Source organism: Allobosea sp. BE125 (genome assembly GCF_031456075.1).
Classification (GTDB): domain Bacteria; phylum Pseudomonadota; class Alphaproteobacteria; order Rhizobiales; family Beijerinckiaceae; genus Allobosea.
Genome location: NZ_JAVDTY010000005.1, coordinates 1 through 11,894, shown reverse-complemented (window position 1 = coordinate 11,894; position 11,894 = coordinate 1). Strand labels below are relative to the sequence as shown.

Annotated in this window: 13 protein-coding genes and 2 pseudogenes; 6 read left to right on the top strand and 9 right to left on the bottom strand. The window is 64.2% G+C overall.

Going from position 1 to position 11,894, the window contains the following annotated elements; genetic code table 11:
- Positions 1–25 precede the first annotated feature (25 nt).
- A pseudogene (locus tag J2Y55_RS30090) lies at positions 26–304 on the top strand (LysR family transcriptional regulator); the annotation flags it as partial.
- Positions 305–362: 58 nt separating this feature from the next.
- Here J2Y55_RS30090 and J2Y55_RS12975 read toward each other — a convergent pair.
- Complete coding sequence (locus J2Y55_RS12975; RefSeq protein WP_310153410.1) at positions 363–1,070, bottom strand: alpha/beta hydrolase; 708 nt, start codon at positions 1,068–1,070, stop codon at positions 363–365.
- 281 nt (positions 1,071–1,351) lie between these two features.
- Here J2Y55_RS12975 and J2Y55_RS12970 point away from each other — a divergent pair, with 281 nt between their 5' ends.
- On the top strand, positions 1,352–1,765 hold the full coding sequence (locus tag J2Y55_RS12970; RefSeq protein ID WP_310153406.1) for a DUF2177 family protein: 414 nt from the start codon (positions 1,352–1,354) through the stop codon (positions 1,763–1,765).
- A gap of 25 nt (positions 1,766–1,790) precedes the next feature.
- On the opposite strand, the gene J2Y55_RS12965 is transcribed toward J2Y55_RS12970, so the two are convergent.
- From J2Y55_RS12965 to J2Y55_RS12940, 6 genes are all read right to left on the bottom strand, one after another.
- Positions 1,791–2,813 carry an SAM-dependent methyltransferase gene (locus tag J2Y55_RS12965; RefSeq protein WP_310153403.1) on the bottom strand — a complete coding sequence of 341 codons (1,023 nt, stop codon included), beginning with the start codon at positions 2,811–2,813 and terminating at the stop codon, positions 1,791–1,793.
- Complete coding sequence (locus tag J2Y55_RS12960; protein ID WP_310153398.1) at positions 2,810–3,592, bottom strand: DUF1295 domain-containing protein; 783 nt, start codon at positions 3,590–3,592, stop codon at positions 2,810–2,812. Before J2Y55_RS12960 ends, J2Y55_RS12965 begins: the two co-directional genes overlap by 4 nt.
- A 17-nt stretch (positions 3,593–3,609) precedes the next feature.
- Entirely contained in the window at positions 3,610–4,236 is a 627-nt protein-coding gene (locus J2Y55_RS12955) for a ChrR family anti-sigma-E factor (RefSeq protein WP_310153396.1), read from the bottom strand.
- Positions 4,233–4,775, bottom strand: coding sequence for a sigma-70 family RNA polymerase sigma factor (locus J2Y55_RS12950; RefSeq protein WP_310153394.1), 543 nt, complete (start codon positions 4,773–4,775; stop codon positions 4,233–4,235). The genes J2Y55_RS12955 and J2Y55_RS12950 overlap by 4 nt, the downstream gene beginning before the upstream one ends.
- Positions 4,776–4,919: 144 nt before the next feature.
- Complete coding sequence (locus tag J2Y55_RS12945) at positions 4,920–5,348, bottom strand: DUF2147 domain-containing protein (RefSeq protein WP_310153391.1); 429 nt, start codon at positions 5,346–5,348, stop codon at positions 4,920–4,922.
- Positions 5,326–5,919 (bottom strand): hypothetical protein, encoded by a 594-nt coding sequence (locus tag J2Y55_RS12940; protein ID WP_310153388.1) that lies wholly within the window; start codon positions 5,917–5,919, stop codon positions 5,326–5,328. Before J2Y55_RS12940 ends, J2Y55_RS12945 begins: the two co-directional genes overlap by 23 nt.
- A gap of 151 nt (positions 5,920–6,070) precedes the next feature.
- Between J2Y55_RS12940 and J2Y55_RS12935 the strand changes: the two genes are divergently transcribed.
- From J2Y55_RS12935 to J2Y55_RS12925, 3 genes are read left to right on the top strand one after another with little or no spacing between them, the layout of a single operon-like run.
- A complete protein-coding gene (locus J2Y55_RS12935) occupies positions 6,071–7,408 on the top strand; it encodes an NAD(P)/FAD-dependent oxidoreductase (RefSeq protein WP_310153385.1) in 1,338 nt (445 codons plus the stop codon).
- On the top strand, positions 7,405–8,208 hold the full coding sequence (locus J2Y55_RS12930) for a DUF1365 domain-containing protein (protein WP_310153382.1): 804 nt from the start codon (positions 7,405–7,407) through the stop codon (positions 8,206–8,208). Before J2Y55_RS12935 ends, J2Y55_RS12930 begins: the two co-directional genes overlap by 4 nt.
- Positions 8,205–9,440 (top strand): class I SAM-dependent methyltransferase, encoded by a 1,236-nt coding sequence (locus J2Y55_RS12925; protein ID WP_310153379.1) that lies wholly within the window; start codon positions 8,205–8,207, stop codon positions 9,438–9,440. The genes J2Y55_RS12930 and J2Y55_RS12925 overlap by 4 nt, the downstream gene beginning before the upstream one ends.
- A gap of 301 nt (positions 9,441–9,741) precedes the next feature.
- Here J2Y55_RS12925 and J2Y55_RS12920 read toward each other — a convergent pair.
- Positions 9,742–10,108, bottom strand: a pseudogene (locus J2Y55_RS12920) (VOC family protein).
- 264 nt (positions 10,109–10,372) lie between these two features.
- Positions 10,373–11,023: a TetR/AcrR family transcriptional regulator gene (locus J2Y55_RS12915; RefSeq protein ID WP_310153376.1), complete on the bottom strand. Its 651-nt coding sequence runs from the start codon at positions 11,021–11,023 to the stop codon at positions 10,373–10,375.
- Positions 11,024–11,170: 147 nt separating this feature from the next.
- On the opposite strand from J2Y55_RS12915, the gene J2Y55_RS12910 reads away from it, so the two are divergent.
- Complete coding sequence (locus J2Y55_RS12910; protein ID WP_310153372.1) at positions 11,171–11,806, top strand: isochorismatase family protein; 636 nt, start codon at positions 11,171–11,173, stop codon at positions 11,804–11,806.
- Positions 11,807–11,894 lie beyond the last annotated feature (88 nt).

Below are 11,894 nucleotides of genomic sequence, written 5' to 3'. Positions count from 1 at the left end.
TTCCGGCCGACGACCTGGCGTTGCCATGCTGGCGAGGGAGCGCAGCTTCACCGAGGCCGGCGCCAAGCGAGGCATGTCGCAGCCGGCATTGAGCCAGACCATCAAGGGTTCGAGGAGCGCCTCAAGCTGCGCCTGCTCACCCGCGCGGAGGTGTAGCGTCGCGCCGACTGAGGCTGGCATCCAATTGCTGGAGACGGTCTGCCCGCGTTTCGAGGAGATCGAGGCCGAGATCGCAGCGCCAGGTGAATTACGGGCAGGTGAATTGCGGGGTAGGGCGCCTGGCACGATCCGCGTCATTTCCGGGCATCGGATGGGTGCCGGAAACCGGATCTTGGCGTGGCGATGATGTCAGAAGGGCTCGGTCAGAGCCTCGACGTCAAAAACGCCACGACATCATCCAAAACCGGCGCGCGCCATTGCAGCAGCCCCGAGAACGCGGCGACCGTCCCGACATGGCCGAGACCCGGATAGATCTTGAGCGAGACCGACTTCGCGCCGGCGGTCTTCAGCGCTGCGGCGAGCCGTTCGCTGTTGCGCGGCAGGACCGTTGTATCGTCTGACCCGGTCGCCAGAAAAATCGGCGGCGCGTCGCTGCGGGCAAAATTGATCGGTTGCGTCTGCGCCGGGTCGCGGGCGCGTCCGAACGCTGCCTTGGTCACATCGAGGTCGAATGGCAGGAAATCATAGGGGCCGGAGAGCCCGACGGCGGAGCGGATATCGTTCGAACGCAGCCCGGCAGCGGCGAGATAGCGCTTGTCCAGCGTCAGCATCATGGCGTTATAGGCGCCAGCGGAATGTCCCATAACGTGAAGCATGCGCGGTGAGCCGCCGAAGCGGGCGATATTGTCGCGCACGAAGCGCAGAGCCAGTGCGCCGTCCTCGATGAATGTCGGAAAGCGCACCTCGGGAACGAGACGATAATTTGCAATCACCGTGACGAAGCCGCGCGAGGCGAACGCTTCCCCGACGAATGCATAGGTCTCCTTGGCGCCGTTGGCCCAGGAGCCGCCATAGATGAAGAAGACGACCGGTCTGTCGGTACCGCCATTTTGCGGGACGTAAATGTCCATTCGCTGCCGCGGGAGGTGGCCATACGCGACGTCGCTGGCGCCATTGGTCAACACGCCAGGGGGTAGCGCGGCGCAGCCGGGAAGGGCTCCCGCAGCGAGCAGGGAAACGATCGCGCGGCGGGAGATTTCAGTCGTCATTGTCGCCATCAGCTCCAGGGGCTTGGCTCTATACGCTTGGTCCGACGGAATGGATTTGCGCCTTGGGCGTTTCGAAGAGGCACCCGGACGTGAACCGGGGCGGCGTGCCCTGCGTATCTGCAGGCATAGCCCCGGAGGTCATCATGCGCTTCGTCGTCGGTTACATCGCGTTTCTCGTCGCCTTCGGCATCTGCGATGCCATCTGGCTCGGCACGATGACGGCCAAACTCTACAGGCCTGCGCTGGGCGACCTGATCGTCGAGCAGGTGCGCCACTGGCCAGCAGCGCTGTTCTATTTCGGCTTTCCGCTCGGTGTGCTGCATTTCGCGATCATGCCCGCTCTGCGAGATGAAAACGCCGGCGCAGCGCTGGTGAATGGCGCCCTGATCGGCTTGTTCGCCTATGCGACCTATGACCTGACGAACTACGCCACGCTACGCTCCTGGACGCTGACGATCACTGTCGCCGATATGGTCTACGGCACCGTCGCCGTCGGCTTCTGCAGCTGGATCGCCTATGAGGTCGTGCGTCGCGCCAGCGGTTGGGGCTGGGTCTGACCGTTCGATCTCCTCGGCGAAGCCATCAAGCGGGCCGCAGCCGATAGTGATTGACGCCCCAGGCTTCGCCGCCGGCATGACCGAACAACCCGCTCGTGGCCAGAAAAAACAGGCGCCAGCGGCGCCGCCACAGCGACGCGTCCTCGCCATAGACCGCGCTCATGACTGGATCGATGGTCGGCAGGTTCCGGTCAAAGTTCGACAGCCAATCCTCAGCCGTGCGCTGGTAGTGTTCGCCGCTCCAGCGCCATTCGGCCTCGACGGCGAAGAGATCGGGAAATTGATGCGCCAGAGCCGCGCTCGGCATGATGCCGCCTGTAAAAAAATGCTGCGCGATCCAGTCGCCGCCATCGCCGATATCGAAACGGTAACAGCCCAGCGCATGGGCAAAAACATGGATGAACAGCCTCCCGTCCGGCTTGAGCCAACCGTGGACGCGGCCGAGAAGCGCGCGCCAGTTCGCCATGTGCTCGAACATCTCGACCGAGACGACGCGGTCGAAGCGCTCATCCGATGCGAAATCGTTCATGTCGGCGGTGACGATGCGGAGGTTGCCGAGGCCGTATTGGCGCGCCCGTTCCTCGATGAAGGCGCGTTGCGAGGCGGAATTGGAAACCGACACGATCCGGGCCGCCGGATAGCGCCTGGCCATCCACAGCGACAGCGAACCCCAGCCGCAGCCGAGCTCGAGGATATCCTGGCCATCGGCTAGATTCGCGTGCTCCGCCGTCAGCATCAGCGCAGTCTCTTCCGCCGTCGCGAGACTATCGCTGGCATCGGCGTAGTAGCAGGAGGAATATTTGCGCTGCGGTCCAAGCACCTTGTCGAAGAAGGCGGCCGGCACCTCATAGTGCTGGGCGTTGGCGATGTCGGTATGGAGTGCGATCGGAAACTCCGCCATCTCGCGGGCGAAGGCGGCAGTGTCGGCCGATTGCGTGGCCAGCGAGCGCCCGGTGCGACCGACCAGAGAGGCGATCACCATGCGGCTGACGGCGTCGGGCACGGGCAGCCCTTCGCCCCAGTTCGAGAGCCTCTGCATGAAGGTCATGGCGTCGCTCCTTTGGGCGGCTTCGGGATCAGCGCGCTGGTTCGATTCTGATAGGCGCGATAGGCCGCGCCGTGCTTGGCGAGCAGGTGCTCCTCCAGAGGCGGGATACCGGAGATGCGTGTGAGCAGCAGCGTGATGCAGGCCGGCGCCAACAGAGCAAGCCAGCCCCAGGAATAGGACATTCCGGGTGCGACGATCGCGTAGGAGCCCCAGAGCACGCATTCGAAGAAGTAGTTCGGATGCCGTGACCAGCGCCACAATCCGCAATCGCAGATGCCACCCGTTCCCGAGCGGGCGAAGGCACGCAGTTGCCCATCCGCAACGGCACCGCCTGCGAGGCCGGCGACGAAGACAGAAGCACCGATGAAGTCCTGCCAGCCCAGCGCGGGTGCCGGGTTATGCGCCGCCAGAACGATGCCCAGCGCCAGCGGAATGCTGACCAGAGCCTGCATCTGAAGCAGCCGAACCATCTGTCGAGGCGCGTCGCTGCCCCAGTCGCGCTTGAGCTTCGCGTAGCGCGGATCCTCGGTGATATTGCTCGTACGCTGTGCGATGTGCTGCCCGAGCCTCAGCGCCCAGGCAAGCGCGAGCCCCGCCACCAACAAGCGTCGCGACAGCGGCCCGGCGCCGAAGGGCAAGAGCGCGCCGGCAAAGCCGGTCGCGCCAAGCCCCAAGGTCCAGATCACATCGATCCAGCCGGAATTGCCGGTGCGGCGTTCGATCAGCGCTGCCAGCGCCATGAAGGCAGACATCGCCACGCCCGTGAAAACGGCGGCCATGGCGAAGGAAGCGACGGTCACAGCCGAACCAGCGGCTGCAGCAGCCGTCCGAGCCAGCCCTGGAACAGCACATTCCCGGTCATGGCGACGATGCAGGTACAACCTTCGATCGGGTCGACGCGCGGCGTGTGATCATGATCGGAATCGGCTTCGTCGAAATCCCCGGCCGCATAGCGCCCGTATTCGTGCTCATAGGCTCCCGACAGGATCGTGGTCCATTCGAGGCCACTATGCTTGTGGTGCGGCAATGCGATGCCTGGCCCGGCGCGCAGCATGAACACGCGTGCTTCCGCGCCGGGAACCTCGATGCGCCGCAGGGCGATCCGGATACCGATCGGCCGCCACGGGCCCAAGGCGTAGGGACGCAGAACCCCGGGCAACCCCGGTTCGCCCCTCGGCGAAGCAGTGTCGACGCCTGGCATGTCGGGCTCGACCAGCCGCGCATAGGACGGCCCCGCATCCATCGAGACGGGCTCGATTGCATCGAGGAGGGCACCCTGCACGGCCTGCAGTTCCTGCACGCGCCGCCAGCTCTCGTAGTCCATCTCGACATGGGCCGCGACGACCACCGCGAGACCTTCGTCGAGTTGCCCCGCAGCGAAGGACGCCAGCATTTCGTCGGTCGGACGATGCGGGGCGCTCATCGCAGATCCTCCAGCTTGCCGCGCAGATGCGACAGTGCCAGTCGCAGCCGCGACTTCACCGTCCCGAGCGGAATGGCGAGACGGTGAGCGACGTCCTGGTGGCTGAAGCCTTCGAGGAACGCCAGTTCGACGACGCGATGCTGATCGGGCGAGAGCTGCGTCATTGCAGCCCGAACCCGCACATCACGTTCCGCTCCGGAGAGTGTCTCGTCAGGCCGTTCAGGTCTTTCTTCATCCAGGATCTCGTAAACTTGGGACAATCGCGACCGTGTCTCCCGGCGAGCGATGTCGATGCGCAGGTTGCGCGCTATTGTCGCGATCCAGGTCGATGCGCTGGCTTTCGAAGGGTCAAACAACGCCGCCTTGCGCCAGACAGCCAGCAAGGTCTCCTGCGCGACCTCCTCCGCCAGTTCGGCTGGCGTGCCGCCACGCATGAGCAGGCCCTTCACGCGTGGCGCGAAGTGGTCGAAAAGAGCAGCGAATGCGGCCCGGTCACCCGAGCGCGCAATCTCAGCAATCAATGTGTTGGGGTCGAACAAGACGAAGAACCGACCTCCTTGCGCTGCAGCTCCCGCCTTGCGCATGCCATCGACAGTCAGGGCGAGTGTGGCAACCATAGGCGAGATACGCTTTGCCCATGGCGCTGGATCACCCGTTGCCGGCCTCGGCAAAGCTCGGTCGCATTACTGAGCGGCCTTCCAGGTCACATCCCGACAGATCAGGCGCCCGACGATGCAGCCGCGCGTGGTCAAGCCACCGGCCGCCGTCGTGATCGTCATCGCATAGCTCCAGTCGCGCTTGGGATCATAGGCGTTTCCCGAAAAGCTGCCATCCGCCTGACGCGCCAGGGTCATGATCAGCTTATCGCCAACGGCCTCACCTGTGCTGGTGTCGCCAATCCAGAGATTGGTCGCACAGATCTTGTCGCCGCATGGCGCGATGCGCACGCGCGCATTGCCATCGTCGCGCAACCACGTGCCGTCGAGATCCGCGGCGGTCGCGCTCGCCACGGTCAATGATGAAAAGGTGAGGGCGAGCAGAAGACGGTTCATGGCGATGTCCCTTTCCGCGAATGCCTCTCTTCTACGCTCAGCCACCGTGATCGGTTTCATCGGGGCGCGAAATCGTGCCGAGGCGTCCGGCGAAGAGCCAGCCGATCAACACGGTCAGGGATGCGGCGCTTAGGAAATTCAGGCGCTGCAGGGCCGCATATTCGCCCGGGTCGTAGAGGTGAAGCGGCGCGCCCAGAAGCGCAGCCGGCGGCAGATAGACGATGAAGGCCAGCGCCGCGAAGCCCAATGCAAAGGCGCGTTCGCAATGTCGAAACAGCAGCAGCGCCAGCATCAGGCACGGAAACAGGAAAACCTCGACCCCTGAGCCGGGACCGAAAGCAACGCGGCAGAGCAGGGTGTTGCCGATGCCGGCGACGAGCAGCAGCGCACGTCCGAAAAGCGGGCTGCGCCGCATCGCGGCCGGAACGGCGGCAAAGAAGGGCGTCGACAGGAAGGTGAGGTAGGACGGCGAGATGACCGGCGAGACCGCCCAATAGATATAAAGCGGATAAAAAGGCTGGTTCGAGACGATAACGAGCGCGACGGTGTTGGCGATCGCGGCGCGCGGATCGGGATGCGCGGCATAGGCACCGACCGCCGCGATCACCTGCTTCAGACCTGTCCTCGACATAGGCGATCTCTCCCGGACGTCCGCACCTGTTGGCAGCTTACGCAGCAGGACCGGCCATGGGTCACAGGGCCGGCGTGTTTTTCAGTGCCTTGCGACAAATCCAGACCGGCACGTGCTGCGTATACCCGTCATGAAAAGCGGAGAGGCGGGGATGGAAAGGGCGCTGGTCCGGTCGAAGAGGATCGCGGTGATCGGCGCCGGCATCTCCGGCCTGTCCTGCGCGTGGCTGCTCGGACAAGCGCATGACGTCGTGCTGTTTGAGGAGGCGCCTCGCCTTGGCGGGCACGCCAACACGGTTCGCATCACCGGACAAGGCAGCGAGACTGCGGTCGATACCGGTTTCATCGTCTACAACGAGGCGACCTATCCCAATTTCATAGCTCTGATGGCGCATCTTCGCGTCGCGACACAGCCCACCGAGATGTCCTTCGCCGTCTCCCTCGATGGCGGCCGGCTCGAATACAGCGGCACTAGTATCGCCGGCTTGTTCGCGCAGCGGCGCAATCTGGTCAGTCCGCGCTTCTGGACGATGCTGCAGGACGTCAATCGCTTCTACCGAAATGCTTCGAGGGATGTGCGCGCTGGCAATGCGGCGGGCATTTCGCTCGGCGATTATCTCACTGCCGGCGGATATGGAGCCGCCTTCCGCGACGATCATCTCCTCCCTATGGCCGCGGCGATCTGGTCGGCACCGTGTGCCGAGATCCTGTCCTACCCAGCTGCGGCATTCCTTCGCTTCCATCATAATCATGGGCTGTTGCAGCTCACCGACCGGCCGGTGTGGCGCACCGTGACCGGTGGCAGCAGCGTTTATGTCGAGACGTTGCGCAGCGCCTTTTCGGGCCAGGTCAGGATCGGCTCGCCAGTGCGGCAGGTTCGACGGGCGCCCAACGAGGTCGTGGTCCTGGGTCATGGCTGGAGCGAGCGCTTCGACGAGGTGGTCTTCGCCACTCATGCCGACCAGACGCTCGCGATGCTGGCCGATCCCGGCACGGAGGAGGCGGAAACGCTCGGCGCCTTCCGCTACAGCCGCAACCGCGTGGTGCTGCACAACGACACGAGCCTAATGCCGCGGCGCCGGCGAGCCTGGGCGAGTTGGAACCATATCGGCGATCGCAGCCGGCCCGAGGCTGCCTGCGCCGTCACCTACTGGATGAACCGGCTTCAAGGCTTGCCGGAAAAGCAGCCGCTCTTCGTCACGCTCAACCCACCGGACGGGCTGCGCGAGGACGCCATTCTCCATGAGGAATCCTACGAACATCCGCTGTTCGATGCCGCTGCGCTCGACGCGCAGGCGCGGCTCTGGTCGCTGCAGGGCGCGCAGCGCAGCTGGTTCTGCGGCGCCTATTTCGGGTCGGGATTCCACGAGGATGGGCTGCAAGCCGGGCTCGCGGTCGCCGAGGCGCTCGGGGGCTGCCGCCGGCCCTGGCGTGTCCCCAACGAATCGGGACGCATCCCGCTGCCCGAGCAACGGGAGCAGGCGGCATGAGCTGGAACTCTGCTCTCTATGTCGGGCGGGTGCGGCACCATCGGTTTCGGCCGAAGCCGCATGCCTTGGCCTATCGCGTCTTCTGGATGCTGCTGGACCTCGACGAAATCGATCGGCTCGCGGCCAATCTGCGCAGCTTCTCGCGCAATCGATTCAATCTCTATGCCTTTCGCGACGCCGACTATGGCGACCGCAGCGGGCGGCCGCTGCGGGTGCAGGTCGGCGAAGCTCTGGCCAGCGCGGGTATCGCTTGGGACGACGCCTCCATCCGATTGCTGACCATGCCGCGCATCCTCGGCTACGCCTTCAACCCATTCAGCGCCTATTTCTGCTATCGCCGCGACGGCAGCCTCTGCGCCACCGTCTATGAGGTGCACAACACCTTCGGCGAGACCCACAGCTACGTCGCGCCGGCGACTGCCACGGGAGAGCAGCTGCGGCAGGAGGCCCGCAAGGTCTTCCACGTCTCGCCCTTCATGGGGCTTGCGATGCACTATGCCTTCCAGGTCATGGCCCCTGGGGAGCATGTCTCGATCGCGATCGACGGTCACGACGCCGCAGGGCGCCTGATCGCCGCGACGATGAGCGGCAAACGCGCCGAGATCAGCGATGCAACGCTGCTGCGTCTGCTCGCGACCCATCCGCTGCTTACGCTGAAAGTCACCGCCGCCATCTACTGGCACGCGCTGCGGCTGCTAGCGAAAGGAATCCCCTGGCGGCGGCATCCTGCGCCGCCGGAGCAACCATTCAGCCCCGGCAGCGCCGTGACGCGGCATGCGAAAGGACCGATCCAGCCATGAGCCAACAGGAGACCGAACGGCATCTCCCGATGACCGAGCCGTCGCTCGCGCTGCCGCGCGGCATTGGCCTCTCGCGCTGGTTCCTGCGCCGCTTGCTTTCTCGCATCACCATTGGCCGCCTGACCGTCGTCACGCCCGAGGGCGAGCGCCTCCACAGCGGGAACGGCGCGCCAGGACCCCACGCCACGCTGATCCTGAAAAATTGGCGCGCGATGCGGCGCGTGCTGCTCGACGGCGATATCGGGTTGGCCGAAGCCTATCGGGACGGCGAGGTGGACACGCCCGATCTCACAGCGCTGATCGAACTCGGCGCGCGCAATGACGCGACGCTACGACGGCTGGTGTCGGGCGCGTGGCCGGCGCGCCTGTACAATCGTTTTCGGCATGTGCTGAACGCCAATACCCGCGCGGGCAGTCGCCGCAACATCATGGCCCATTACGACCTCGGCAATGATTTCTACGGCCAGTGGCTCGACGCCAGCATGATGTACTCCTCGGCGCTCTACGAAACGCCGACGGAGACACTGGAAGCGGCGCAGCAGCGCAGGCTCGACAGGATCGTTGCCATGCTGGGTCTTTCGGGCGGCGAACATGTCCTCGAGATTGGCTGCGGCTGGGGAGCCCTGGCCGAACGGTTGGCCCTCGAAGGCTGCCGCGTGACCGCAATCACGCTGTCGCCGGCGCAGTTGGAGACAGCGCGGCAACGCGTCGCCAAGGCCGGCCTGGCAGACCGCGTCAGCCTGCACCTGCAGGATTATCGCGACATCTCCGGCGAATTCGACCGCATCGTTTCGATCGAGATGATCGAGGCGGTCGGGCATGCCTATTGGCCATCCTATTTCGCGACGCTGCAGCGTTCGCTGCGGCCCGGCGGTTGTGCCGTGCTGCAAGCGATCACGATCGACGACACTGTGTTCGAGGCCTACCGGCAGGGCACCGATTTCATCCAGCGCTACATCTTTCCCGGCGGCTGCCTGCCATCCGTCCCCGCATTGGCACACCAAGCCGAAGGAGCGGGCCTCACCGTGTTCGAGCAACTCGACTTCGGCGAGAGCTACGCCTTGACCCTGAACGAGTGGCGCCGGCGCTTCCTGGAACGCTGGACCACCGTCGCGCAGCTCGGCTTCGACGAGCCGTTTCGCAGGCTGTGGGAATTCTATCTCTGCTATTGCGAAGCCGGTTTCCGGGCGCGAACCATCGATGTCAGCCTGATCGCGTTGCGCGGTCGCTAACTTGCGTGCCATTCCGCAAATGCTGAAAGCGAAGGACGTGCTTCCTCGACACGATGGCTGCGACCAAGGATTCAGGCAAAGTCGACCCGGCGACCAGGCGGGCAGGGCGCCTGGATGAGGAAATTGCGATCGAAAGGCCGGATGTTCCGACGCCAGCGCGAATTTTCCGCCGCCACATCGGTTCGGACATCCTCCTGGCGGATCGATTGACCCGACAGGAGAGGCCGAGACTGGACCGTCCGCTTGCCGGCGGATTTCCCGGAAAGCGGGATGATCTCCGGAGCGCCTCTTGCTGCTTGTGTTACTTCGTTGGCTGAGAGCGTGCGGTGAGCTTGTTTCCGTCCGGATCGCGAAGATAGGCGACGAAGGCTCCGTTCGGGCGCTGGGCTCTCGATCGCCGTCCCGCCATGCGTGGTGCCGGCCTCATGCCACGCGAGAACGTGGTCACGGCTCGCGGCGGCGATACCGATGGTGCCACCATTGGCCGCGGTCGCCGGATTGCCGTCGATCGGCTTCGTGATCATCAGCCGACCGCCCTTGTGGGCATAGATCAGCCTGCCTCTGGCATCCATCTCGCCAGCTTCGCCTCCCAACGCCGCGAATGTGGCGTCGTAGAAATCTCGCGCCCGCTCCAGGTCGTTGCTGCCGATCATGACGTGAGTGAACATGCTTCTATCTCCAAGGAGGGCCTGCGCGAGATAATCGAACGCGGAGACGAGCGGCTGACCATGTCAGACTCCCGCCCATCTTCCGGGGGAGTGTGACATTCCCAGTCTGCCACGGTGAGACATTCCAACTTCGCTCTGTTGATGTGATTCGCATAAGACATATTATGGAACTTAAATTGATCCCAAGCCCTGGCTCGCTCAGCCTCGATTGCAGCGGCATCGCTCTTGGTAGCACCAATTTGCCAATGGCTTGCAGGCAATCTCTCATCTGCTTTCTTTGACAACCGGCCCGGCGAACATGATGTCTCCCGCTGCGCCGTCGATGATGTGCGGCAGCATGGCTTTCCAGGATTCGATCATCTCGCGGTAGTAGCCGGGCTCCGGGCGCAGCACGGTCTGCACGCCCATGCCGCGCATCAGGCAGACGGTCAGATTGAGGATGATGCGCGCCTGGCGCGGCGCGCGGCGCTGCGGATCGCAGAAGGCCAGCCAGATCTCGTCCAGCGCGTCGTGGAAGCGTTTCACCACCGGGATCATGCGCTCGCGCAGGCTTGCGTCGTTGCGCGCCTCGGTGATCATCTCCAGCGACAGATAGAAGAAGCGTCCGGAGAACAGCCGCCACAGGAACTCGACGAAATCGCCGAGCGAGACCTTGCCGTCCTGCAACTCACCGGCGACCGCCTTGATCTGCCTGGTGCCGTCCTCAAGCAAGGCCTCCATCGCGGCGAGCACGATGTCGGCCCGCATCGGGAAGTGATGCAGCAGCGCGCCGCGCGAGACGCTGGCGCGGACAGCGATCTCCTGCGTGGTCGCGGCGTGGTAGCCGACCTCGAAAATCTCGTCGAGCGTGGCCTGGATCAGCCTGTCCCGCGTCAGGACGCTGCGCAATTGCTGTTGTCTCGACGATTTCGCCATGACGCCATCCGACTCTGATAACCGGCCGCGCATAATGCGCATGGCGACAGGATACCGCGTTTCCTTAAAAAAACAATCTTGTTTGATTTTTTAAAGCGAGGAAGGATGGCGCGAGACCACCCTCCTATCCCATGAAGGAGCCAGATGATGTCGGATGACTATGCAAATCGCAGCTATGGCGAGATTCCCGTCGGCTTCGGCAAGAAGCCTGGCATCGTCGTCGTCGATTTCCAGCTCGGCTTCACCGACCCGCAATACCCGCTTGGCGGCGCGCCTCTGGTGATGCGGGCGCTCGAGAACACCGAACGGCTGCTCAAGGTGGCGCGGCGCTACAATGTGCCCGTCGCGGTCTGCAATACGGCCTATCTGAACGAACGCGAGATGCCCTACTGGAAGATCACGGCGGTGCGCGAGACCTTCCGCCACGACCATCCCAGCGCCGCGCTCGACCCACGGATCCATGATCCGGCCTATGATTTGACGGTGTGCAAGAAAGGCCCGTCGATCTTCTTCAACACCGGTGTCAGCGACTATTTCACCAAGGAACGCGTCGACACGGTCATCGTCACCGGCTGCAACACCAGCGGCTGCATCCGCGCGAGCTCGATCGACAGCTTCAGCTACCGCTATCGCACCATCGTGCCGGAGGATTGCGTCGGCGATATCGAGGAGCAGCCGCACAAGGACAATCTGCGCGATCTCGGCCGCCGCTATGTCGACGTGTCGGATCTCGCAACCGTGCTGGCGCAGCTCGAGGATTGGCATCGGCAGAACGCCGACTAGATGTGAGCTCTCAATAGGTTGTCCATCCGGTCCCGAGCGAGGAAGCTGAGTTTGCGAAGCTTCAGAGCCCTCGGGGAGGAACCGGATG